This window comes from Hydrocarboniclastica marina, assembly GCF_004851605.1.
Lineage (GTDB): Bacteria > Pseudomonadota > Gammaproteobacteria > Pseudomonadales > Oleiphilaceae > Hydrocarboniclastica > Hydrocarboniclastica marina.
This window is the reverse complement of the sequence record NZ_CP031093.1, coordinates 2,708,402-2,733,223: the sequence shown is the minus strand read 5'-3', so window position 1 is coordinate 2,733,223 and position 24,822 is coordinate 2,708,402. Positions and strand designations below refer to the sequence as shown.

The 24,822-nt window shown below is 58.6% G+C and carries 21 protein-coding genes; 11 read left to right on the top strand and 10 right to left on the bottom strand.

Features of this window, described 5'->3' with window-relative positions; translation table 11 throughout:
- Positions 1-89 precede the first annotated feature (89 nt).
- Complete coding sequence (locus soil367_RS12165; RefSeq protein WP_136549349.1) at positions 90-578, top strand: protease complex subunit PrcB family protein; 489 nt, start codon at positions 90-92, stop codon at positions 576-578.
- 174 nt (positions 579-752) lie between these two features.
- Here the strand turns inward: soil367_RS12165 and soil367_RS12160 are convergent, their stop codons facing one another.
- Complete coding sequence (locus soil367_RS12160) at positions 753-935, bottom strand: hypothetical protein (RefSeq protein WP_136549348.1); 183 nt, start codon at positions 933-935, stop codon at positions 753-755.
- A 36-nt stretch (positions 936-971) separates the two neighbouring features.
- On the opposite strand from soil367_RS12160, the gene parE reads away from it, so the two are divergent.
- Complete coding sequence (parE, locus tag soil367_RS12155; RefSeq protein ID WP_136549347.1) at positions 972-2,867, top strand: DNA topoisomerase IV subunit B; 1,896 nt, start codon at positions 972-974, stop codon at positions 2,865-2,867.
- A 95-nt stretch (positions 2,868-2,962) separates the two neighbouring features.
- Here the strand turns inward: parE and soil367_RS12150 are convergent, their stop codons facing one another.
- Positions 2,963-3,964 (bottom strand): tRNA dihydrouridine synthase, encoded by a 1,002-nt coding sequence (locus soil367_RS12150; RefSeq protein ID WP_136549346.1) that lies wholly within the window; start codon positions 3,962-3,964, stop codon positions 2,963-2,965.
- Between the two features lie 102 nt (positions 3,965-4,066).
- Positions 4,067-5,377, bottom strand: a complete 1,311-nt coding sequence (locus soil367_RS12145; protein ID WP_246065275.1) for an EAL domain-containing protein — start codon at positions 5,375-5,377, stop codon at positions 4,067-4,069.
- Positions 5,378-5,995: 618 nt separating this feature from the next.
- On the opposite strand from soil367_RS12145, the gene soil367_RS12140 reads away from it, so the two are divergent.
- On the top strand, positions 5,996-6,553 hold the full coding sequence (locus soil367_RS12140; protein WP_136549345.1) for a cytochrome b: 558 nt from the start codon (positions 5,996-5,998) through the stop codon (positions 6,551-6,553).
- Positions 6,554-6,632: 79 nt separating this feature from the next.
- Positions 6,633-7,220, top strand: a complete 588-nt coding sequence (locus tag soil367_RS12135; RefSeq protein ID WP_136549344.1) for a YceI family protein — start codon at positions 6,633-6,635, stop codon at positions 7,218-7,220.
- Between the two features lie 419 nt (positions 7,221-7,639).
- Here the strand turns inward: soil367_RS12135 and soil367_RS12130 are convergent, their stop codons facing one another.
- Positions 7,640-7,843 (bottom strand): hypothetical protein, encoded by a 204-nt coding sequence (locus soil367_RS12130; protein ID WP_136549343.1) that lies wholly within the window; start codon positions 7,841-7,843, stop codon positions 7,640-7,642.
- Between the two features lie 344 nt (positions 7,844-8,187).
- Here soil367_RS12130 and parC point away from each other — a divergent pair, with 344 nt between their 5' ends.
- Both parC and serB read left to right on the top strand, forming a co-directional pair.
- Positions 8,188-10,512, top strand: a complete 2,325-nt coding sequence (parC, locus tag soil367_RS12125; protein ID WP_136549342.1) for a DNA topoisomerase IV subunit A — start codon at positions 8,188-8,190, stop codon at positions 10,510-10,512.
- A complete protein-coding gene (serB, locus tag soil367_RS12120) occupies positions 10,505-11,725 on the top strand; it encodes a phosphoserine phosphatase SerB (RefSeq protein WP_136549341.1) in 1,221 nt (406 codons plus the stop codon). The genes parC and serB overlap by 8 nt, the downstream gene beginning before the upstream one ends.
- A gap of 98 nt (positions 11,726-11,823) precedes the next feature.
- Here the strand turns inward: serB and soil367_RS12115 are convergent, their stop codons facing one another.
- The 3 genes from soil367_RS12115 to epmB form a co-directional block, all read right to left on the bottom strand.
- Entirely contained in the window at positions 11,824-13,914 is a 2,091-nt protein-coding gene (locus soil367_RS12115; protein ID WP_136549340.1) for an EAL domain-containing response regulator, read from the bottom strand.
- Between the two features lie 132 nt (positions 13,915-14,046).
- Positions 14,047-15,849, bottom strand: a complete 1,803-nt coding sequence (locus soil367_RS12110) for a GTPase (RefSeq protein ID WP_136549339.1) — start codon at positions 15,847-15,849, stop codon at positions 14,047-14,049.
- A gap of 355 nt (positions 15,850-16,204) precedes the next feature.
- Positions 16,205-17,242 (bottom strand): EF-P beta-lysylation protein EpmB, encoded by a 1,038-nt coding sequence (epmB, locus tag soil367_RS12105; protein ID WP_136549338.1) that lies wholly within the window; start codon positions 17,240-17,242, stop codon positions 16,205-16,207.
- A 70-nt stretch (positions 17,243-17,312) separates the two neighbouring features.
- Between epmB and efp the strand changes: the two genes are divergently transcribed.
- Complete coding sequence (gene efp / locus soil367_RS12100; protein WP_136549337.1) at positions 17,313-17,885, top strand: elongation factor P; 573 nt, start codon at positions 17,313-17,315, stop codon at positions 17,883-17,885.
- A gap of 29 nt (positions 17,886-17,914) precedes the next feature.
- Positions 17,915-18,901, top strand: coding sequence for an EF-P lysine aminoacylase EpmA (gene epmA, locus soil367_RS12095; RefSeq protein ID WP_136549336.1), 987 nt, complete (start codon positions 17,915-17,917; stop codon positions 18,899-18,901).
- A 33-nt stretch (positions 18,902-18,934) separates the two neighbouring features.
- Here the strand turns inward: epmA and asd are convergent, their stop codons facing one another.
- Complete coding sequence (asd, locus tag soil367_RS12090; RefSeq protein WP_136549335.1) at positions 18,935-19,792, bottom strand: archaetidylserine decarboxylase; 858 nt, start codon at positions 19,790-19,792, stop codon at positions 18,935-18,937.
- Positions 19,792-20,607, bottom strand: a complete 816-nt coding sequence (locus soil367_RS12085) for a sulfurtransferase (RefSeq protein WP_136549334.1) — start codon at positions 20,605-20,607, stop codon at positions 19,792-19,794. Before soil367_RS12085 ends, asd begins: the two co-directional genes overlap by 1 nt.
- Positions 20,608-20,900: 293 nt before the next feature.
- Between soil367_RS12085 and motA the strand changes: the two genes are divergently transcribed.
- Complete coding sequence (gene motA / locus soil367_RS12080; RefSeq protein ID WP_136549333.1) at positions 20,901-21,752, top strand: flagellar motor stator protein MotA; 852 nt, start codon at positions 20,901-20,903, stop codon at positions 21,750-21,752.
- A 74-nt stretch (positions 21,753-21,826) separates the two neighbouring features.
- A complete protein-coding gene (motB, locus tag soil367_RS12075) occupies positions 21,827-22,786 on the top strand; it encodes a flagellar motor protein MotB (RefSeq protein WP_136549332.1) in 960 nt (319 codons plus the stop codon).
- 43 nt (positions 22,787-22,829) lie between these two features.
- Here the strand turns inward: motB and rsgA are convergent, their stop codons facing one another.
- Complete coding sequence (gene rsgA / locus soil367_RS12070; RefSeq protein WP_136549331.1) at positions 22,830-23,885, bottom strand: small ribosomal subunit biogenesis GTPase RsgA; 1,056 nt, start codon at positions 23,883-23,885, stop codon at positions 22,830-22,832.
- Between the two features lie 210 nt (positions 23,886-24,095).
- Between rsgA and orn the strand changes: the two genes are divergently transcribed.
- On the top strand, positions 24,096-24,644 hold the full coding sequence (gene orn / locus soil367_RS12065) for an oligoribonuclease (protein ID WP_136549330.1): 549 nt from the start codon (positions 24,096-24,098) through the stop codon (positions 24,642-24,644).
- Positions 24,645-24,822: the final 178 nt, after the last annotated feature.

Sequence of the window (24,822 nt, the reverse complement as noted above, 5' to 3'; positions counted from 1 at the left end):
TTGGGACGGTACTGTGTCAGGGATACCGTCAGGTTCGGCCTGAGGCGTTTCGACCCTTATCATCAGGAAACAGGAATGGAGGCTTCACCATGCGCGTACTTTTCACGCCAGGGCTGGTAACTGTAGCGTTGGGACTTTTGATGACCGGCTGTGCCAGCGACCTGTCCAGCCCCAGCCGCGAAGAGCCCGTTGTCAAGGTCATGGCTTTACTGCAGCAGTGCGGGCTGTCTGATCCGGCCATTCACGGGCTCGACGGAAGCGGAGAAGCATTCTCGACTGAGCTGCAACAGGAACTCGAAGATATTGTATTGCCAGAAGGCCGTCAGGCTGTGGTCGTGGCTATGGGCCAGCAGGAGACAGCCGGTTACGGTTTGAGCATGCTGGATGCGCGCTGGTTTGGCGACGCAACGCTCAACCTGAGCATGCAGGCCGAGAATCCGACCAAGGATCGGGTCGCCGCTCAGGTTGTTACCGAGCCTTGCGTTATCCTGGACGTGCCGGCGGAGGGCTGGACCCAGCTGCGGGTCAATGCTGATATGATTGGTTTCCCGGTAGCGTGGGTCAGAGATATTCGCTAACGCCCAACCGCAGGCGCCCGGCGAGCCATTTCCTGCATTAGTGGACGCCGTGCCAGTCTCGCCTATGCTTAGGGAGCCTCTGATTAACGCCTGGATCGCTTCTGGCTTTCAAAGCTACTTACATTCAAGGCGCGACCTTGCAGAAAGGGTGGTTGCCTTTCAAGAAGTCGCAACTCAGAGTGTGGGCAGCTTTGAAAGCCCCGAAGGGCGCGCTCTGAAGGCTGCATCTACCGCGTTGCGGCTCTTGGCAAGGGCTACGGCCATTCCCCGCGGGCCCCGCCCCGCCTTGCAGCTGCGGCCTTCAAAGCGCGCAGAGGCGACCCAGGCGTTAATCAGAGGCTCCTTAGTACGTCTCATCACTCCATCCGCCTTTGACGAGAGCTCAAGTCGACTATGAGTCAACCGCTTTATAACGCCGACGCGATCGAGGTCCTGACGGGTCTGGACCCGGTACGTAAACGTCCGGGCATGTATACCGACACCAGCCGCCCCAACCATCTGGCCCAGGAAGTCATTGACAACAGTGTCGACGAGGCACTGGCAGGGCATGCCAAGCGCCTCGACGTTGTTCTTTTCGAGGACGGCTCCCTCAGCGTTGCCGACGACGGGCGCGGTATGCCGGTTGACATGCACAAGGAGGAAGGTGTCCCGGGTGTCGAGCTGATTCTGTCGCGGTTGCATGCCGGCGGGAAGTTCTCCCATGACAGCTACGCCTTCTCGGGCGGGCTGCATGGGGTTGGCGTATCGGTGGTAAACGCCCTTTCGACCAGCCTTGAAGTGCTGATCCGGCGTAACGGCAATGTGTATCGGATGACTTTTGCCAACGGCGAGAAAACGTCCGAACTGGAAGTCGTGGACACCGTCGGCAAACGCAATACAGGCACAACGCTGCGCTTCACACCCGACGTCAGCTATTTCGACAGCCCCAAGTTCGCCATCGGCAAGATGCGCCACGTGCTTCGCGCCAAGGCCGTGTTATGCCCCGGGCTGACGGTGACATTCGAAAACCGTCAAACGGGTGAAAAAGATCAGTGGTTCTACGAAGACGGCTTGCAGGACTACCTGCGCACGGCGCTCGCCGAGTTGGTGACATTGCCGGAGTCGCCCTTTGTCGGGTCGATGGCTGGCAATACCGAAGCCGTGGACTGGGCCATTGTCTGGATGCCCGAGGACGGTGAGGTTATCGGCGAGAGCTACGTCAACCTGATCCCTACCGCCCAGGGCGGTACTCATGTCAACGGTTTGCGCAGTGGCCTGCTTGAGGCCATGCGGGAGTTTTGTGAATTCAGGAATCTGTTACCGCGCGGTGTGAAGCTCTCACCGGAAGATTTGTGGGACCGGTGCTCTTACGTGCTCTCGTTTAAAATGCGCGATCCGCAGTTCTCCGGCCAGACCAAAGAGCGGCTCTCCTCACGGGAGGCGGCAGCTTTCGTTTCGGGTGTGGTCAAGGATGCATTCAGCCTCTGGCTCAACGAGCATACTGACGTTGCTGAAGCGCTGGCAGAGTTCTTCATTGGTAACGCCCAGCGTCGCCTGCGCGCCTCCAAGAAAGTGGCGCGCAAAAAGGTGACGTCCGGGCCTGCTTTACCCGGCAAGCTGGCTGACTGCAGCGGCGCCGATACCCAACGGAGCGAATTGTTCCTGGTGGAAGGTGACTCCGCCGGTGGTTCGGCCAAACAGGCCCGCGACCGGGAATTCCAGGCGGTCATGCCGCTGAGGGGAAAGATCCTGAATACGTGGGAAGTTGATTCGGGCGAGATTCTCGCTTCCCAGGAGGTTCACGATATCGCCGTAGCCATTGGGGTGGATCCCGCGTCGGACGATCTGGCCGGCCTGCGCTACAACAAGATCTGCATCCTCGCCGATGCGGACTCTGACGGGTTGCACATCGCTACGCTGCTCTGTGCCCTGTTCGTCAAACACTTCCGACCGCTAGTCGAAGCCGGCCACGTGTTTGTAGCCATGCCCCCGCTCTACCGTATCGACGTGGGCAAAGAGACGTTCTATGCCCTGGATGAGCACGAGAGGAGGGGCGTCATCGACCGTATCGCTGCAGAGAATCGTAAAGGCAAAGTTTCTGTCACACGTTTCAAGGGCCTGGGTGAAATGAATCCGCTGCAGCTGCGCGAGACGACGATGGCTCCAGACACACGCCGTCTGGTCCAGCTGGGGCTAGAACTCGATGACGGCACAGACGAACGCATGGACATGCTATTGGGCAAGAAGAGGGCCTCAGATCGCAGGAACTGGCTGGAGGAGTACGGTAACCTGGCTGAGTTGGTCGAATAGTCATTGCCGGGTTGCGCTGTAGGGTCCTCAATGGGCGCGGTTGAGAACACCGCGTTCAGGCTGTAGGTCAACGTCACCTGCGGGGCAGGGTGTACTCAGGCGCTTTCCCTGAGCACCTCCGCGGGGCCAGCGGTTATACCAGACCGCGTTAACGTGGCGTTGAGCGCTGCAAGCAAGGGTCTGACCTCGCGCATACGCTTCACCTCTGCGAAACTCTCCGCGGCCTCTCTGAAACCAAACCGCAAGTAGGTCAGCCATTGTTTGACCCGGCCGGTAGCATATTTCTCCGGCATCTTGGTGAGCGCGTCCTCACCGAAATCATTGATAAGGGGTAGAAGCTCTGCCCAGGTCATCGGCTGCAGCGGTTGCCCGGCCAGATCCCGCTTGATCTGAAGTGCCAGGTCAGGGCGGGCTATAAGTCCGCGACCGATCATGACGTCCTCGCACCCTGATTCCTCGCGGCAACGGTGGTAATCCTCCACCGTCCATATCTCGCCGTTCGCGACCACCGGTACCGGTACCCCTTCGCGGATGCGGGCAATCCAGGGCCAATAGGCCGGCGGCCGGTAACCGTCGGTTTTCGTTCGGGCATGGACGGTGATCTCAGCTGCACCAGCGGCGGCCAATGCCTGGGCGCACTCCACGGCGCGGTCCGGGCTTTCATAGCCAAGGCGCATCTTGGCGGTTAGCGGAATATGCTCGGGCAGTGCACGACGGATAGTCGTCGTTATCTCTGCCAGACGTTCGGGTTCACGCAACAGGATGGCCCCTCCCTTGTGCTTGTTGACGGTCTTCGCCGGGCAGCCAAAGTTCAGGTCGATTGCTGTAGCGCCAAGTTTGACTGCCTGACAGGCATTATCTGCCATGCTCTGTGCATCGCTGCCAAGCAGTTGGACGATCAGGGGCACGCCAGCTGCCGTGCGGCAGCCGGTCAGGAGTTCAGGCGCGATCCGGTGGAAGACCCGCGCCGGCAAGCGCGTACCGGACACCCGGATAAACTCGGTGACACATTGGTCAACGCCGCCCAGCCGAGTGACGAGGTCACGCATCGGCGGATCGACGAGGCCTTCCATCGGAGCAAGAATAAGACGTGGCATAAACGGGTATCGGGACTAGTGGTGGCTTACCGGCATGCAAGCCTGGGGCGGCTCAGTCACAGCGCGATGACCGCACAGGCAGTTCAGGTCAAGCCGGCTGCTTCAGTTTGAAAAGATGTCGCAGCATAGCACCTTTGCGCCCTCGGAATCAGTATAGGAGCACGAGAGCGTGACGCACATGTGGGCCCCGGACACCGAAAGGTAAGGGCGGGTGATCTGAAGAGCGCCTGGCTCGGACAAAGCCCGCTGCAGGTAATGTTGCCGGAACCAGTCGGCGGAGGACGCATTCTCAAGCGGGCGGAAGCGGGGGTCCAGGTTGCTCGCGAGCTTGGCAGACAGGATAGTGTCACCAATCTGTACGCCGTCGGAACCTATCAGGTAGCAGCGGGACACTGCGTGATGCTGAAGCAATGCGTCGCAAGAGAACCGAGCGGGATGGCCCTGTGAGAGCCAGTTGGTGGCCGTCCGAAACAGGGGTTCAAAGAAACCCGCAATGCCTACAGACGGGTCGGCTTCGTGTTTTGACTGGAGCTTGTAGTCGTTAAGAAGGCCTTCGAAATCAGCCGCGGAACTCACTACTTTGTCCAGGCTGAGGCTGGGTACCTGGAAATAAAAGCCCTGAACGAAATCTACACCGGCATCCACCGCAATAAGCGCCTGCTCGCGCGTTTCGACGCCTTCCAGCAACACCAGACAGCCGGACTGATGGAGAAGCGAAACGATGCCTTTAAGGATTTGCCGTGTACTCTTGTCGTCTGTCGCCCGGACCAGCATCTGCCGGTCGAGTTTGACGATATCCGGGCGAAGGTTCCAGATCCTCTCGAAATTGGAGTGACCAGCGCCAAAATCATCGATTGCGGTCAGGCAGCCCAGCTTTTTGTAATAGTCGACGGCATCCCGGAGGCGAGCTGAATCATCGGTGGGCTGCTCTACGATCTCAACGACAATCCGGTGAGGTGGGAACCCGGTGCGCTTGAGAAGCTGGCCGAAAAAGTAATCAGAGTGATGGCCTGAGGCGACAGCCTTGGGCGAAACATTGATGAACAGCCAATTGATGTCGTCGCTAAGGCAGGAGAAGTTTTGCACATGCAGGTAGCGGCAGAGCCGGTCGAGCAGAACATTCTCAGCTTCCGAGTGGGGTAGGCCAAAGAGATGGCCAGGAAGCACACTGACGTTGTCATTGTCGAAGGCGCGTATCAGTGCTTCATAGCCTATCGTACGCTTATGGGAAATGCTGAAGATCGGTTGCAGGGCAGTGCGCAGTTTGAGGCCGTGGTAATCGGCGGCCCAACCTTCGGCGGCCTGCGGCGCCCGCAGGAGGCTGCCCATGGACTCGAACTCTGCCATGGCAATTGACTGAAACTCAGCTGCGGACGTCGGCAAGGCTCTGATAACGAAATCCCCGTGGTGCACGTAAACGCCAGCAAGCGTGGAACCAACTCGCCGGCAGCCCTTAACTTTCTGTAACGATTATAGACGACCCAACGTACATCGGTAATTACTTATAAACTGGAGGTGTTCATAGGCGCCGATATTGCGTAGGTCGCGATCTAAAAACAGTATGGTAGATGATTATCGATCACGCCAATCTGTCAAGCGAAGGTAGGGTCAGCTCACGGGGGGAACGCTCGGGCCAGGCAGGCAATATCCACGTACGACGAAGAAGAAACCGACCGGCCCGCAGTGGTAATTGCGGCCGGGCCAGGGTTTTCAATTATTGCTGGGAATGACGACGTTTTCGTCGAACTCAAATTCCATGGGACTGATTCCTGGGCAGAGGTTAGCTGATTTTCGATAATGCCCTGTGTATGGCTCGGGATAAATGCGTAGTTACCGCAACGAGTTGGACGTGTTTCGGCGAGCGCCCCCGAGGTGATCTCTGTTGATCTATCGATAAACTCGAACGGTAGCATGCAAATGTTATGTTTTTGTTAGCGGCCCTAACTGTTCTACGCTGCTGGTTAGGAAAGAACTCGATTGAAGGGGTTATGCCAGCGAAGGTGGACAACCCGCATTGAACACAGAGGCTACATGCAGATAACAAACACTGTGAATAGCTATGGTTGGGTGAGCATAGCGCTGCACTGGCTGGTGGCGCTGACGGTGTTCAGTCTCTTCGGGCTGGGCCTGTATATGGTCGACCTCAGTTACTACGACCCACTTTACAGGACGCTTCCAGACTGGCACCGCAGTGCAGGGTTGATATTGGGAGCCGTTGTGGTGGGGCGGCTGCTCTGGCGCTGGTGGTCGCCTGTTCCCCGCGCGCACGGAGCCCATTCCCGGCTGGAGCGGATCTCAGCCAGGCTCGCCCATACGTTGTTTTACCTGTTGATATTCACGATGATCGCGAGCGGATATCTCATCTCCACGGCGAAGGGTCAAGGCGTCAGTATTTTTGGCTGGATTGAACTGCCGTCGCTGACCGGCCGGGTCGACGGCCAGGAAGATGTCGCAGGGCTCATACACTATTGGTGCGCATGGGTATTGGTAGCGCTGGCGGGACTTCATGCGGCGGGCGCATTGAAACACCACTTTCTGGATAAGGATGACACACTGCTTCGGATGATGAGACCGAAGCAAGAGCGATAGATTACCCGCGCTTTGTGAGTTTTTGCGCCAAGGTAAACACGCCGCGCTATACGCGGAACAGTGAAATAAGGAGAGAGTAATGATCAAGAAGACTATGAGTGCTCTGGTTCTGACTCTGGGGCTTGGTGCCGGAATAGCCCAGGCTGATACTCACGGCGGTGAGTACGCATTCGACACCCAAGGCCAGCACCAGTTCATCATGTTCAAGATCAGTCACTTGGGCTATAGCTGGTTATACGGTCGTTTTAATGAGTTTGATGGCCAGTTTACTTTTGATGAGGGCAACCCGGAAAACTCGAGCGTATCCGTCACCGTTCAGACTGACAGCATCGATTCGAACCACGCGGAACGCGACAAGCATCTGCGCAGCGACGACTACCTTGATGTCGACAAGTTTCCTGAGGCTACTTTCAAAAGCACCCGCATTGAGACAACCGGCGACAGGACAGCCAAGGTTCACGGCGACCTGACGCTCCACGGTGTCACCCGCGAGGTTACGCTGGATATGACGCAAATCGGTTACGGCGAAGACCCTTGGGGCGGCTATCGGATGGGGTTTGCGGGTAGCGTTGAGATTGAGCCCGCCAACTTTGGCATGGAGCTGGATCTGGGTCCTACGGCGGAGAAGCTGGAACTGATTCTGTCCGTAGAAGGTATCAAACAGTAGCCCTCGCCGTTGCGTCCGACCCTCAGGACAAAGTGATGGACAAGCAAAACGCCGTCTGTATAAACTGACGGCGTTTTGTTTCCTAAGGTACATGTTTCATGGAGAGTCCCTCGCGTAGCCGCTCTTTGCGGTCCCTCGCTGTGGTTTTACTGCTTACGTTAGCCGTGCTGATCGGCCTCAACCATCTTGTTGCATCGGTCCAGGCGCAGCCCGCCTCCGATCAGAAGTCTCTCCCGATCTCCCCTCATGAAGATACTCTGGCACTCCTGCCACGTTAAAAGATAACGTCAGCGATCGCTGTCAGCCTGAATAGCCCGGCTTGGCGCAAACCGGCTTGGCGCAAAGTCGCACCGGCGGTTGACGAACAGGTGTAACCGTTACGTTTGGCCTGTTCTCGCGGGCTGTGCAAGGCAAGAGGTTCAGTTGCGGCCAGTCTGGCTGGTGCCGGGCTGTCTGATGCGGCGACGTCGAACGCAGATGAACTGATAACTGAAAAATGTCAGGGTGATGAGGACGGATGCGCCCAGGTAGAGCGGGTAGGCGTCCAGATTGCCACTGATGGAGAACTCCACCACCAGCATCAGGCTCAGGGCGATCAGCCCGTGAATGAACGCTCTAGCCACTGCGACTCCACAAATCTTGGCGAATTCTTTCATAGCACGTAGTTCATGTGACTTCGCACCGAATACTGGCTCGAGCGACTCCGGAGCTGGTTCAATCCCTGGTCAGCGGAGAGTGCAGAGGTTTGGAGCCTGTCGCACCGGACAGGAGGCATAGCTGGGTCAGGTTAGAAGATGCCTCTGTAGGGGGCCATTCGGGGATTCCCTTATTGGCCCGGCCCCTGGCCTGGCAACCCACTGCCGCCACTTCTATAATGCTGCCGGGCCCACTGTCCTGTCAGGACACCGTCGCGTATCGCGTAGGCGCTTTCTATCGCGGCCATTGCACCCCATGACACGAGATTGAGATGCCAGATTTCCAGCACACTGATGACGGTTTTGAGCGCGTTGCGCTGAAGGACTACACAGAAAAGGCGTACCTGGATTATTCCATGTACGTCATCCAGGAGCGGGCATTGCCCCACGTCAGCGATGGACTAAAGCCGGTCCAGCGACGAATCATCTACGCCATGTCCGAACTGGGGCTCAAGTCGACTTCAAAGTACAAGAAGTCAGCCCGTAGCGTGGGCGATGTTCTCGGTAAGTTTCACCCCCATGGTGACAGCGCCTGCTACGAAGCCATGGTCCTGATGGCTCAGCCGTTCTCCTACCGTTACCCGCTAATAGACGGGCAGGGTAACTGGGGTAGTCCGGACGATCCCAAGTCCTTCGCCGCCATGCGTTATACCGAATCCCGCCTTGCGGCTTTTGCCGATGTGCTTTTGTCAGAACTGGGGCAGGGTACCGTCAACTGGGTGCCGAATTTCGATGGCACGCTGGATGAGCCCTCGTCTCTGCCTGCACGCCTGCCTCATATCCTGCTTAACGGTACGACGGGCATAGCCGTAGGTATGGCCACGGATGTTCCTCCCCATAATGTCCGTGAAATGGTATCGGCCTGCATTCGACTGCTGGATGAGCCGGAAGCTGACGTGGCTGCACTATGCGAGCACGTGCTCGGCCCCGACTTTCCGACGACCGCTGAAATAATTACGCCACGGGCAGATCTCCGCCAGATCTACGAGACCGGTCGTGGCTCGCTGCGGATGCGCGCGCGCTGGGTTCAGGACGCCGGCGAGATCGTCATTACGGACCTTCCCCATCAGGTGTCCGGCAACAAGGTTCTGGAGCAGATCGCTCAACAGATGCAGAACAAGAAACTGCCGATGGTCACTGATCTGCGAGACGAGTCGGACCATGAGAACCCCACCCGGCTGGTGATTATTCCCCGCTCCAACCGGGTGGATCTTGAGGCGGTGATGGCTCATCTGTTTGCCAGCACAGACCTCGAAAAGAGTTATCGGGTCAACCTCAACATGATCGGGATCGACGGCCGGCCCGCGGTAAAGAACCTGCGGACGATTCTGACGGAATGGTTGGCCTATCGGCGCGAAACGGTGCGCCGTCGATTGCAGTATCGGCTAGACAAGATTGTCGCCCGACTACACATACTCGAAGGGCTATTGATCGCCTATCTCAATATTGACGAAGTGATTGAGATTATTCGCAACGAAGACAAGCCCAAAACAGTCTTTATAGAACGGTTCGGGCTGACCGAGACCCAGGCCGAGGCTATTCTCGAGCTGAAACTACGGCACCTGGCGAAACTCGAAGAGATGAAGATTCGAGGCGAGCAGGAAGAATTGGCCGCCGAACGCAAAGGCCTGGAGACCACCCTGGGCTCCGACAGGCGCATGCGCAGTCTGATCAAAAAAGAACTGCTGGAAGATGCCGAGACCTACGGCGACGAGCGCCGCTCGCCGCTGGTGGCCCGCGCCGAAGCACGTGCGTTCAGCGAAGCCGATCTGGTGTCGAACGATCCCATCACCGTCGTCCTTTCGGAAAAAGGCTGGGTTCGAGCTGCCAAAGGCCACGATATAGATCCCGCAGGGCTCAGCTATAAGGCCGGCGACCGGTTCGCTCTGGCCGTCAAGGGGCGCAACAACCATCAGCTGTTGTTCCTGGATAATACCGGCCGCGTCTATTCACTGCCCGCCCACACCATGCCCTCTGCCAGGGGCCAGGGCGAGCCGCTGACCGGCAGAGTCAACCCGCCGTCGGGGGCGACATTCTCCGGTCTGATGATGGGGGAACCAGACGATCAGGTTCTTCTGGCGAGCGACGCTGGCTACGGCTTCGTCGCCAGGTTGGGCGAGCTGTCCGGCAAAAACCGCGCGGGCAAGGCGGTGTTATCGATACCCAAAGGCGGCAAGGTAATGCAGCCCCTGTCCATTCCGCGGCGAGAGAATCTGCACCTGGCCGTCATCTCCAACGAGGGCCGGATGTTGGTCTTTCCCCTGAGTGACCTGCCAGAAATGGCTAAAGGCAAGGGCAATAAGTTGATAGGCATTCCTTCAGCACGTGTTCAGACCCGCGATGAGTTTATCTCGACGCTTGCGGTGTTCAGTACCAGCGATCAGATTGTTCTGCACGCCGGCAAGCGCCATCTGGGCCTGAGATTCGGCGATCTGGAGCACTATCTGGGAGACCGCGGACGGCGCGGCCACAAACTCCCCCGTGGGCTGCAACGGGTGGACCGGGTTGAGGTCATTCCGGCTGCCGCGGATACCGAACAGGGAACGCCTGCGAGCGAGCCGCCAGGTCAATCTGCAGGGGAACAGGGCGATGAGTGAGCTGGTACTGATCAACGTCTCCGGCCGGGACAAGCCCGGTCTGACATCTGAAATAACGGGCATCATGGCCCAGTACAACGTGCGTATTCTGGATATCGGCCAAGCAGTCATCCACGATCATCTGACCTGGGGCATCGTTGCCGAAATACCTGACCCCAAGGACGCACCGCCGGTGCTCAAAGACCTGCTGTTTCGCATCCATGAGCTGGACCTTAAAGTCGGCTTTGAGCCCATTACTGCAGAAGCATACACCCGCTGGCTTCAGGGCAAGGACCGCGCCCGCTACATTGTCACCTTGCTGGCGCGGGACATCACCGCCGACCAGATCGCGCGTGTTTCCGCGATCACTGCCCACCACGGGCTGAACATCGACAATATCACGCGCCTGTCCAGCCGACCTCCTCTTGAGCCGGGGCTGAACCGGATCGCCTGTGTTGAGTTTTCGGTCCGTGGGAGCGCAGGGGATCTGGATCAGCTGCGGGCGGACTTCCTGCAGATCGCCACTGAATTGAACGTCGATATTGCGTTCCAGGAGGACAATATATTTCGACGCAACCGGCGACTGGTGGTGTTCGACATGGACTCGACCTTGATTGACGCCGAGGTCATCGATGAGCTGGCCAAAGAGGCGGGTACAGGCGATGCGGTTGCCGCGATCACAGAGCGCGCCATGCGTGGCGAGCTTGAGTTCAAGGAGAGCTTTTCCGCCCGTGTTGCCCAGCTCAAGGGGCTTGATGCCGCTGTGCTGGAAACCGTTGCCGGACGCCTGCAGATGACCGAAGGGGCAGAGCGGCTGATCGTGACGCTAAAGGCGCTCGGCTACCGTACTGCCATTCTGTCTGGTGGGTTCTCCTTTTTTGCCCGGCACCTGCAGGATCGCCTCGGCATTGACTACGTCTACGCCAATGAGCTGGCAATAGAGAACGGCGTGGTTACGGGCAAGGTCATAGGCCAGGTGGTCGATGGCCAGCGTAAAGCGGAACTGCTTCTGGAAATCGCCGAGAAGGAGCATATTCGGCCCGAGCAGGTTATCGCGGTGGGGGATGGTGCCAACGATCTTCCCATGTTGAGCCAGGCGGGCTTGGGCGTCGCGTTCCGGGCCAAGCCGGTGGTCAAGGAGAGCGCGCGTCACGCTATCTCTACCCTGGGCCTGGATGCCATCTTGTATCTGATAGGGTTCCGGGATAGTGACCAGCTGAGCCACGAGCTATAGGCTTACCGGGGCTGTAGGCGCTCCCCAGGGGGCATTCAAGCGGTGAGGGCGAGCTGGAGGCTGAACCCCTTCAGCCTGAACTCCTGCAGCCAGGTAGGTCAGTCGCCTTCGCCGAAATCGTAGTTCATTTCCGGCACCGGGGCCTGCAGGTAATAGCCTTGGATGTAGTTGACCCCGGCTTGCCAGAGTGTGGACAGCACGGTCGCGTTCTCCACCAGAGGCACTACCGTAAGTTTTCCCATATTCTGCAAGGCCTGGACCATTTCTTTCACCCGCTCCTTGGCGTCATCGCTTTTCTGGATTTCTTCGGTGAAGGAGCCGTCCAGTTTTACGTAATCAGCAGCGACGTGCTTCAGTGTATTGAAGGGGTTGAGGGCGTTGCCGAAATGGCTTATCGATAGTTTGCAGTGCAGTTCGCTCAGTGCTTTGGTGAACTCCCGCACCTGCTTGAGGTAAGCTCCGGCGTCCGTCTCTGCAATCTGGAATATCAGGGAATCTCCCGGCAGGCGCGCGTCCTTCAGCGCAGTGCTCAGCCAGGATACAAACGTCCTGTCCTGGATGGTTTCGGCGGTGATATTCAGGAATAGGCGGGTATCATGACCCTGGGAGCGGTGGGAAGACAGATGCTTGATAGTCTGCGAGACAACCCATCGGTCTATCTTAGCGGCCATTTCTGCCGGTCCGCCTGGCGGCAGGAAGTCATAGGGAGAGACTTCGTTCTGGTTCTTGTCGAGCATCCGTAAAAAGGACTCGTAATGCTCTTCACCGTCGCCGCGCAAGTTAATGATGGGCTGGAACAGTAGCCTGAACTGATCATTATCCAGCGCATACTGGATCGTCTCTACGGTGTCTTCTGCCCCGAGCGCTTCCTGGGTAATCGGATTGTAGACAAGAATGCCATTGCCATCGGCATGGCCCTCAAGCTTGCGTACTTCAGCGGACGCATTGTGGGCCCGTCCCATCAGGTCCTGCGCTTTGGGTGCATTGTCTGTAACCGGTGCAATACCGATGCTGACTGTCATTTGTACTGTCCGGCCAGACACATCGAACAGGTGGTCGGCGATTGACTGGCGTACACGCTCGCAGACCTCCAGCATCCGCTCCTGTGAACAGGGCTGGCAAAGCAGGCTGAAGGCGTCATCGCTGAGACGGGCCAGCGTCATCTCTTCGCCCGCATGCTGACGCAGGATATTGGCCAGGTCGCCCAGCATAAGGTCGGTCCCGGCTATACCTACCTGTCCTTTGGTCTGAACGAAATTGTCCACCGCGATATAGGCGAGGGCGCCAGCCTGGCCGCTTTCCAGAACGCGGGCAATACAGGCGACCAGCTGATCCATCAGGTAGTGGCGGTTGAAGAGGCCGGTAAGGATATCCTGGCTGCTGATCTGCTTGAGCTTTTCCGCCAACTCGGCATCGTTATTCTTGGGCCTTAACAGAATCTGGGTGCAAAGCTCGCCGTCGTACGTCGCCGGCGATCCCTGCAGCACGACTTCCAGTTCGTTGTCGTCGCTTCTGCGTGCGGTGCAGTCCAGCGAGCGGGGCGGCGCAGTCGGGTCGGAGAAATGCCGCATGAACTCCTTGAGCTGATCCTGGCTGTCCGACGCCAGGGTGTCCAGCACCGGGATGCACATGATCTCGTCGACATCCTCGTAGCCTAAAAAGTCCAGGTAAGACTGATTGGCGAAGATATGCATTCCGTCATTAATGTAGGCGATCGGATCTTTGGAGCTTTCCAGCAATAGTTGGCAACGTTGCTCGGACTCGCGCAGGTGCGCGTCCAGCAACCGCCGGCGCCGGCGTTCCTCAAGGGCGCTCAGCTCGCGTTTGATGGTCAGCAGCAGAAGGTCCTGGAAAAGGAAAGGCACTGCATCCCGCGCACCCAGGCTCATGAGCTCAACGGTGCGCTCCCGACTGAATTCTTCGGTCAGAATGATTGCGGGGATATCTTTGTCGAGGCGTTTGACCTGCCCGAGAACCTGATCGACGGACATTTCTTCGCTTTGTCCGTCGCGTAACAGCATGAGTTCCCAGGAGCCGTGTGACAGCGCTTCGAGAAGGTCTGCTTCGGAAGTTATGCGGTGTGCCCGGGTTGCCCGGCCCGCATTCCGCAAGAGACTCACCAAACCCTCGGCGTCATTCTGGGAGGAGTCGAGAATCAGTAGATGAATGGTCTCGTTTGTCTTTGCCATGGAGCGGCATACCTATTGAAGCAAGCATGAGAATCACAAACTCTTTCCCATACTCCTACAGCGGCACTGTAAATTAAAGCTGCCTTTGAGGAGTCGCTGGGAAGAGCCGGCAGCGTTCCTGGCAAGGAACGCTCAGAGCGAGGGCCACAGGGAATCGAAATCGTCTTCGGTTGTGTCGGCACGGCCCTCGGCAGGGGAGGCTTTCTCCGGCTCAGAACGTTTGAAGAAGCGCAACTCAAACTGGCTGATGCTGCCTGTAGCTGCAACGCGTCGGCTGAGCTGGCACTCTTCTTCGCTATTGTCATGGAACAACACCACCCGGCTACCTACCTGGAACGGCATGCGCGGCGTGATAAGCGTAGCCGGCTGACCCAGGTTGCCCAGCTCAGGCAAGAGCAGACCGCGCAAAAATTCACTGCTGTTACCTACCTTCTGGATAAGCTGTACACCGCAAGGGACGGAGTTCGGTGCCAGGAGTTCAATGCCCACCTGGGTGCCTTGCTGGCGCACCTGGCGGATCCACCGAACGACCGCAAGGCTCCAGGGGTGACTGGACTGTTCCCGAACCACGGCCACTTCGCCTGTCTGCAGGGCGCTGGGCACCTTTTCGTTCCAGTGCAGGCAGTAGCCGCCCGGGCTGGTATTGACCAGAGGCACAGTATAGCTGGGATAGCTGGCCTGGCGTTCCTGCCCATCCACAACATTGCCGCTGGCGCCGCGGAAATTGATCGGAACATCAGGAGAAACCATGCTTTCGGACGGGGCAGCGTCGTGTGCACCGCTCCAGGCATCTTCTTTGCGGCGCGCCCTCGTAAGGAAGACGTTGGCTTCGTCCTCTGCGGCTTCGGTGCCACCCAGAAACTGATTGAATTCAACCTCGCCGGCGCTGTAATAGTGAGCCGCACTCATCCCTATGCAGACCTGCAGCCGACCTTGGCGAGGGATGCGCTTGAATGACCTTTTGGTCAGTATCCCCAGCGCCTGATTCAGATGCAGCATCAGCGCTTCGTTCACCGCGCCGGGCAGCTCCAGGGGCAAGCGCTCCGTCGACCGACGGTCCCCCATCGTATTGAGCGTTTCTGTAAGCCGCTCCCAAAGTTCGGTCGTGTCAAAATTAAGCGCGCCGGTGGGTAGCTCTGGCACAAGGCTACGGTAGACCGGGGGAGCGTCACGGTTGACGTCGACCAGGAACAGCGTGTTTGCTCCGGGTTCTTCCTTGAACTCGCTGTGGTTGGCCCAGAGCTCGAACAGGCCATATACCTGCTTCAACTCATCCTGGCGAAGCTGGTTCGGCCGGCAGCAGCCCAGCAGCAGTAGACGCTTATAAGCTTCACTGAGCGAGAGGTCTGGCCTGTGGGCGTTGGTCTCGTCTTCGATCTGCAGGTCGTCAAGCTGTCGTGCATGTATGAAACGGAAAATGCTGTGGGCCTCAGCCCAGCTGCGTGCCGGGCTGGGGCAGTAGAGCTGGGCGGCGCGCAGGACAGTGCTGGAGAGGTCAGTGATGGCCCGGTGTGCGGACTGGGCGATCTGACGACGATTGCGGTCGTTGCTGTTGTTATCAAGAAAATCCACCAGCGCCTGTTTGTAGCCGCTGGCCAGGTGCAATTGCAGTGCCTGGGCAAGATTGGCCACTTTGCGCTGTTTGTCAGGCAGTGAGATGGAGTGCCCCAGGTAATGCCTGGCAAGTTCGTTGCAGACGTAGTAGATCGGCGGTCGTATCAGCTCAAGCAGGGAGAGACGCAGGGGGGCTGGAGCTTCGAGCTGATTCAACTCGATAATGGCCTGGTAGAGACGGCGCGCTGTCTCGCCGATGTTGGCCATGGGCAGCCCTTTGATCCAGCTGCGGAAAGGCTTTGGCGCCGCCTCGCAGAAGGTCAGCCGGGTGCGAGACTGCTCGGGCATAACCAGGTTGAGCTTGTGGGTATTGCCTTCCATTGAGTCTACACCGAATAAATGTCAATGGTCCGGTCCGCCAAGGACCGGGAGTGAAAGCGATCGCGCAGGGGGACATTAGTGTCGCAAGGCAGTCGCTTGTTTCAGAAAAATCAGCCCTTTGCGCTATGCCCGGATTCCCTTAATACAAGCCCAGCATTGCCGAAATAGCAAGTTCGGGCTGCCCACAATGAGTGCGCTGTTGCACACTGCAGTGCCTTTAGCGGCAAAGGAATCGGGTGCTTTACCGCGTAAACTGAAGGGAATGACGGAAAAGGTCAATTGCCGGGTCGAGATGCTGTCGTAACCCGGGATATCTTTTACCCGATTTTACGTTTCGGGAAGCTCAGCCCAAGTTTCAGGCCAGCCCCAGATCGAGGGGCCACTTACTGCTGGCACCTGGTGACTCTCGAACCAGGCGCGGCACCAGAAAACCGGGGAGCCGCTCGAGCAGGTCCCGCATCAGCATCCGGCCATGGTCGTCGGTGACCGCGAAGTGACCTGCTCCGGCGACCGGGTCGAACGCATGCAGGTAGTAGGGTAGTACGCCGGCTTCAAATAACCGCTCGCTCAGCGCAGCAAGAGTTTCAGCGTCGTCGTTTACCGAGCGCAGGAGCACGCTCTGGTTCAGCAATGTTGCGCCGGCCCGTCTCAGGGCGGACACCGCCTCGATCACATCGCCGTCGATCTCACGTGGGTGGTTGACGTGGAGGACGACCACCGGCTGCAGGCGTGTTGCTGACAGCCAGTCCAGCAATGCAGCATCTACACGCCGCGGTATAACCACGGGCAGGCGGGTATGGATGCGGAGTCGGCGCAGATGCGGAATAGCCTCCAGTTCCCGCACCAACCGAGCGAGCAGGCGATCGTTCATCGCGAGGGGATCGCCGCCACTGAAAATGACCTCGTTGATATCGGGATCACTGGCCAGGACGTCGAGTGTTCTCGACCAATCGGCAGGTTGGAGGCGGTTCTGATCATAGGGAAAATGCCGCCGGAAACAGTAGCGGCAATTAATAGCGCAGGCCCCGGTCAACAATAACAGCGCCCGGCTTCGATATTTGCGGACAATGCCGTCGCCCTGGCTGAATGTTGCCTCGGCTAACGGGTCTTCGGTGAACCCGGTCTCGGCCCGGGTTTCAGCCAGTTGAGGCAAAACCTGGAGCAAAAGCGGATCTTGCGGATCGGCCGGGTGGATGCGTCGCCAGTAGGGTTCAGGTACCCGCAACGGGAAAAGCCTGTGGCCGAGCTCTGCCCCGGCCAGTAGCGCTGGATCCAGATCGAGTTGCCGCAAGAGTGCCAGGGGATCCGTTATGGCGTTGGCCAGAGTGTGCTGCCAGCGGGGCAGTGAGCTGTCGCTGTGGACTTCTATCTGTACTGGCGTTCGCTGTATCATGGCGCCCTTGATTATTTATGGGGCCCGTAGCCGAGCTCCGCGTTCGTGACTGTTTCAGAGTGATTTGATTATGGCGTCGTATTCTACCAATGAATTTAAATCCGGTCTTAAGGTCATGCTCGAAGGTGACCCCTGCGCGATTGTTGAGAATGAGTTTGTCAAACCCGGCAAAGGCCAGGCTTTCAACCGTGTAAGGCTGCGTAACCTCGCAACGAACCGCACCTGGGAGCGCACTTTCAAGTCGGGTGAGACGCTTGAAGCAGCGGACGTCGTCGATACCGACATGGAATACCTCTATACCGACGGCGAATTCTGGCATTTCATGAAGACCGACGGTTCCTTCGAGCAGTTTCCGGCTGACCGCAAGGCAGTCGGAGACGCCATCAAATGGCTGAAAGAGCAGGACGTGTACGTTGTTACCCTCTACAACGGCGCTCCCCTGAGCATATCGCCCGCCAACTTCGTTGAACTTGAAGTTGTTGATACCGACCCGGGTGTAAAAGGCGATACGGCGCAGGGTGGAACAAAGCCCGCGACCCTGTCTACCGGCGCTGTGGTCAACGTTCCGCTTTTTATCAACGTCGGCGAAATGCTGAAGATCGATACCCGTTCCGGTGAATACGTCAGCCGGGTCAAAAGCTGAAACATCTGTTACAGCCGGATTCCTCTGAAGTGTCTGATCGGACCGTCCCGCCGGTTTCCTGGCAGCCTGCCTGTCCACACACCGCCCTTAAGGCCCGTGCTGAGCTCCTGAGCTGCGTGCGGGAGTTTTTCCGCCTCAGGGGGGTGCTGGAGGTTGAAACGCCCATCCTGGCGCCCTTTGGTGTGACCGATAGCAACGTCGAAGGCGTCAGTGCAGACTGGCCACTTGAAGGTGCAGGCCAGCCACGCCGGGGCTTCCTGCAGACATCTCCCGAATATCATATGAAGCGTCTGCTTGCCGCGGGTTCCGGCTCCATATTTCAGATCTTCCGGGCATTTCGGGCCGGGGAGCGTGGACGTCGCCACAACCCCGAGTTTTCACTGCTGGAGTGGTATCGCATCGACTTCGACCATCAGGACCTGATGGAGGAGGTTGCGGAACTGGTCTGCGGCTATCTGGAATGTCCGGTACCCGTACGGTTGTCATACCGCCAGCTATTCTCTGATTATCTGGGTCTCGATCCCTTTCTCTGCAGTGACGCAGCGCTAGCGGCGGCAGTGGCCAATGAGACCGACCTGGCGCCGGCTGGCCTCGGTCGCGACCAGGCGCTCGATGCATTGATCAGCTTGGCGATTGAGCCGCGCCTGCGGCAGGCGCCGCCGACTTTTGTCTACGGCTTTCCCGCGAGCCAGGCAGCCCTGGCCAGAACAGAGAGCCACGACGGCATCACTCAGGCCCATCGCTTCGAGCTCTACGTACAAGGTATTGAACTCTGTAACGGTTACTGGGAGCTTAGCGATGTGGTTGAGCAGCAGCGGCGATTCGCGGCTGACAACGAAACGCGACGTCAGGCAGGGCTGGAGGAGCGGCTTGCCGACCCGATGGTCCTGGCAGCGCTGGCGGCAGGCTTGCCGGACTGCGCCGGCGTCGCCCTGGGGCTGGACCGCCTGCTGATGTTACGCCTGGGCGCTGCCAGCCTGGACGAGGTGTTGGCTTTCCCGCTGGAGCGCACCTGACTACCGGCTTCTATTGACGAACACGCGTACAGGTTATTGCTGCACGCGTGTACCAATCGCCTTGCCCATCTCCATGCGCATGCCCGCCTCGAAGCCCTGGCGCCAGTTCACGGTATTCTTGGGCAGCAATGCCACTACGGTCGAGCCCAGCCGGAAACGGCCCATTTCTGCGCCTTTCTCGAGGGTCGGGGGTTCGACGCCGGGATAAACCGTCGTGGTGGTAGCCTTGCAGCGAGGCGCGACAACGCCGGACCAGACGGTTTCGATACTGGCAACGATCATCGCCCCGACCAGCACCAGAACCATGGGTCCCCATTCGGTGTCGAACCACACGACGAGGCGCTCGTTCCGTGCAAACAGGCCCGGAACATTCTCGGCCGTTACCGGATTGACCGAGAACAGGCGGCCTGGGACAAAGACCATTTCCCTGACCGTGCCGGCGATAGGCATGTGGATCCGGTGATAGTCGTTCGGCGCCAGATAGATGGTCGCAAACTGGCCGCCGATAAATGGCGCAGCCATGTCCCGCCGGCCTCCCAGTAGTGCTTCCAGGCTGAATTCGTGGCCCTTGGCCTGATAGATCTGGTTCTCGCGGATTTCACCGAACTGGCTGAGGGTGCCATCTACCGGCGCCACAAAACTGTTTTTTGCAGAGTCGATAGGCCTGGCGTTGTCCTTGAATGCGCGCGTAAAAAAATCATTGAAGGTCGGGTAAGCCTCCGGCCGGGGGTCGACCGCTTCGCTCATATCCACACTGTGTCGCTTGATAAACCAACGGATAAACGGGTCCTTGATTGCAGGGACGGCACAATCGGCGAGCAGGCCCGCAGCGCGGGACAGGGTGTGTTGGGGCGCCAGGTACTGGCTCAGGACAAAAAGGCGGTTTCGCATCAGCGCTCCACGGGTGTGTTCGGATGATTGCCCCATTCGGCCCAGGAGCCTGCGTAGGCCTGCACTCGCGCCGCGCCCAGGTGTTTGGCGATAGCGTAAGTAAGGCCCGACCGGTGATGGCTCTGGCAATGGGTAATGATGTGTTTGTTCAGATCTATGCCGGCTGCTGCGAGTTGCTGCCTTAATTCGGCTTCGTCGCGCAACCTAAAGCTTCGAGCGGGATCCATGGTCTGGGTCCATTCGAGGTTGCGAGCACCGGGTATATGGCCGCTCTTGGCTGCGGCCTGCCGTTCGCCCCGGTATTCGGCCGGTGAGCGGGCGTCCCAGATCACGACATCAGGATCATCAAGCGCGCTCAGGACGGCGTTTAGATCTGCGGTCGGCTGGGCTGAGAGCTCCAGCGGATAGGCGTTGCCGTTTTTTCTTTCTGGTTTTTCGGCGGTCAATGGGCGCCCTTCATCACTCCAGGCGATCCAGCCGCCGTTCAGCAGGCTGTAATGACGGTGCCCAATGGCATCGAGCAGCCAGACGAAACGACCCGCCCAGCCACCGCCTTCGTCGTCGTAGACCACCACATGGTGCTCCGGCTGCAAGCCAATCCTGTCCACCAGTGCCTGTAGAGACGCGCGGTCAGGCAGGGCACCGGGGGCGGGTGGACGCCCGCGCTGGGTCTCCTGTGGCTGGACGTGCACGGCGCCAGGCAGATGCGCCACTGCGTAGCGCTCTGGGTGGCACAGATCCACCAGCAGCAGGCCAGGGTCATGCAGATGCGCTTCGAGCATCTCGGGTTCAATCAGTAAGGGTAGGGCCGTCATGGCGCCTCCTGAGCCTGGGCGATTAGTCTGGAGCGCATAGTAACAAATGGCCGAAGCGGGAACGAACTGGTTTTCGTCGTTAAAAAACAGGCTCGTACCTTGATGAGACCGGGTTCGTGGTCTTAACTGGTGTAGTGCTAAGACGCCTTTCCAAGCCTCGCGATCGGGTTGGCGATTCTCCGCTTCTGGCGCCCGGCACCTGGCGATCTGATCGGGTTTCGCCGAACACAGGCTGGGTAGTAAGCCTCTCCGGGGCACCCCGGATCCAGACGAAAACAGAGTAAACAATCGCAATGACGATCATCTTCGGTTCGCTCCTGGTTATCGCTTCCGTCGTTGGCGGGTATGTGCTTTCTCACGGCCAGATGGCCGCGCTTTGGCAACCCTATGAGGTTCTCATCATTGGCGGAGCGGCGCTGGGTGCGTTTGTAATTGCCAACCCGATGCATACCCTCAAGCACGCGTTCTCGGGCGCGCTTCAGCTGCTGACGGGATCGCCCTACAACAAAGCGTTCTACATGGACCTGTTGAGTCTGTTGTACGACCTGTTCGACAAATCCCGCAAGCAGGGCGTTATGGCCATTGAGGCGGACGTTGATAACCCAGCGGAGAGTCAGATATTCACGCGCTATCCCGCCGTGCTCAAGCAAAAGCACCTGATTGCGTTTATCACCGATTATCTGCGAATCATCTCGTCTGGCAACATGGCCGCCCATGAACTGGAAGGCCTGATGGAGCAGGAGATCGATACGCGCCTGGAAGAAGTCACCGAGCCCGCGCATGCTATTAACAAGGTTTCAGATGCGCTGCCCGGCTTTGGCATTGTTGCTGCGGTACTGGGGATTGTTATCACCATGGGCTCACTTGGCGGCCCGCCAGAAGAAATCGGCGCTCACGTTGCGGCTGCGTTGGTAGGGACCTTCCTGGGTATTTTGATGGCATACGGTTTTGTAGGGCCGATGGCTACATCAATGGAGCATCAGGCCCATTACGAGATCAAGGCGTACGCTTGTGTCAAATCAGCGATTATTGCAACCGTCAGCGGCCAGGCGCCACAAATGGCCATCGAGTTCGGGCGCAAGGCGCTGCAGTCAGAGAAGCGGCCCGACTTCCAGGAACTCAACGATCACGTCCGCTCCAAGTAAAGCCCGACAGTTGGCCACACGCTGATTAACGCGTAGTGGCACCTTACCTTTAATGTATTCAAGGCGCTGAAGCGGTGGAAGACCAACCGATAATCATCAAGCGAGTCAAGAAGGTAGCCGCTGGCCATCACGGTGGCAGCTGGAAGGTTGCCTTTGCGGACTTCGCGACCGCCATGATGGCGTTCTTCCTTGTGCTTTGGCTCACCGCGGGGACCTCGCCGGAGGTTCGTGAGGCTGTGGAAGGTTACTTCCAGGACCCCATCGGTTACACGGAAGGCGGCAGCCGACACCCGATCGACCTCGGCGGAAGCCCGAGCATTGAGCCCGCCCAGTCGGCCGAGGACGACGTTCCCAAGATGGAGCGTGAAGTCGAGACAATCGAAGAGGTTGCCGACAACGTCGAATTGCGCCGTATGGAGCAGTTGCTGGCAGACGTCAAAAAGCAGATCGAGCAAAGCGAGACCCTGCGTGAGTTCAGGGACCAACTCTTGCTGGACATGACGGAAGAGGGACTGCGTATCCAGATCGTTGATCGCTCCAATCGGCCGATGTTCGACAGCGGCAGCGCCCAGCTTAAATACTATTCCGAGGACATTCTGTTCGAGTTGGCCAAGCCGCTCAGTCAGGTGCCCAACAAGATCAGCATTACAGGCCACACGGACAGCGCCCCTTTTGTCGGCAAAGCCGGGTATAGCAACTGGGAGCTGTCATCGGACAGGGCCAACACCGCGCGGCGTGCACTCATCGCCGGGGCTGTGGCTGAAAAGCAGATAGCCCGGGTCGTCGGTCTGGCCGACTCCGTGCTATTTGACCGGGAATTGCCCACGGCACCGGTTAACCGGCGGATCGCCATAATCGTACTGAATCGTGACGCAGCCGATGATATCCAGAAGAACGCGGGCGCGAACGACGGTGTCATCGACCTCACCGGTGAGCCGGCGCCCACGGCAAAGGCACAGGACAGCCTCAAGGACGGCGACTGGCTGGATGCTGCCGAAAAGCGTCAGGTCGATCCGAACGAAGTGCAGTGGTAGCTCTGAGACCGCAACTTGAAGCAGAGCTCGCTGTTTAGGGCTCTCAGTCAGTGCGCGGGCTGAGGCCTCGGCTTTGTTGGCTTTCCATGTCGCTGAGAATTCGTTCGAAGCTTGCGCGCCGCTTGCTGGTAAGTTTTCCCGCCTTAACTGCTGCGTCCAGCGCGCAGCCCGGCTCGCCCTGATGCCTGCAGTTGCGAAAGCGGCAATGGCCGACCAGGGGGCTGATGTCGATGAACCCGTCGATCAGCTGATCTTCGGTAATATGCCAGAGCCCGAACTCGCGAATGCCCGGCGAATCTACCAGGCGACCGCCAGCGGGCAGGTGGAAAAGCCGCGCCGTCGTCGTGGTGTGGGTGCCTTTGCGCTGGCCTTCTGAGAGGGCGCCGACGCGGATATCCTCGCCGGGCATCAACTGCTGGATCAGGCTCGACTTGCCGACACCGGATTGGCCCACGAATACACTGGTCCTGTCCTTCAGCCAGGGGCCAAGCTGGGCGACAAGCTCCTCCGGCTGTCTGGCCGAGGTCCGCAGCACCTGGTAGCCCAACTGCTCATAGCCCTGCAAGAGCCCCACAATACTGGCGGATTTCGCTTCGGCCAGGTCCGCTTTGTTCAACAGCAGCACCGGCGGGATGCCCGTAACCTCCGCCGCAACCAGATAACGGTCGATCAGATTGGCGTGGGGTTCCGGTTCAGGTGCTATTACCAGCAGAATCTGATCAATGTTGGCAGCGACCGGCTTGAGCTGGCCGTAATTGTCGGGCCGCAGAAGTTCCGTACGCCGGTCATGGCGTGCGACGATGACCCCGGTTCCTTCGGCGCCGGGCCGCCAGACCACCGTGTCGCCGGTGACGAGGCTGGCCAGATTTGCCCGGGCATGGCAGCGAATCAGCTGTCCCCGTTGCTCTCCTTCCAGTGCCTCGACTTCCAGCTGCTGGCCATAATGGGCAATAACCAGACCTTGCTGTTCGTCGCCCAGGGTTCCCGCCGACAGCTCCTGGTCGATCTGCCGCTCTTTACGGTCGGCCCGCTTGGCGCGCTCTTCCTGAACCTTCTGAATGCGCCAGTGCTGTTGCTTGTTAAGCCTGCGTTTTGCCATGAGTTGCAGTGGGTGTCCTGTTATGGAGCGGTTGACTGGATGCCCGGGTGGCCGAGTGTGTGCCATCATACCGAATTCAGCGTAAGCATATCGGACTCGTGTTGAACACCAAGGGTCAGAACGCTGCCTCGCCTTTAGACTACTATTGAGACAACTAGCACCTCCATCTGTCAAAAGCCAACCGACAACCTGAGACCATAAGGAAAGTGCATGAGCGAGCAAGACCGGCTGATCTGGATCGATTTGGAAATGACCGGCCTGGAGCCGGAAACCGACCGCATCATTGAGATCGCCACCATCGTGACCGATGCCCAGTTGAATCTGATCGCGGAAGGCCCCGTCCTGGCGGTGCACCAGCCGGAGACAGTGTTGGCGCAGATGGATGACTGGTGCACACGCACCCATGGCGAGTCGGGCTTAACCCGGCGGGTCCAGGAAAGCCAGGTAGGCGAAGCCGATGCGGAACAGCAGACCATCGAGTTCCTGTCGCGCCATCTGGCCCCCGGCATTTCGCCCATGTGTGGCAACAGCATTGGCCAGGACCGCCGCTTTCTGGCCCGCTACATGCCCCAGCTCGAAGCCTTTTTCCATTACCGCAATATTGATGTCAGCACCCTGAAAGAGCTGGCTCGTCGCTGGAACCCGCCCGCGCTGGAAGGCTTCACCAAGAGCGGCGCTCACCTGGCCCTGGATGACATTCGCGAATCTATTGCAGAACTGAAGCACTACAGGAAGACGTTTATACGGTTACCTGAATAGTTCTTTCTGGGTCTGTGACTTCAGCTAAGGTTCTTCAGCCCGGTGCCTGTGGTTTAGGCCCGGGGTCAGCTTGCAGTTTCACAATCGGTATTTTGCACTAATCAGCTGAGCGCGCCAGACCCGATCGGTAGTAAAATGAAACTCTCAGTTTTCGGGCTTGTCAGGGCTGCATAGAAAC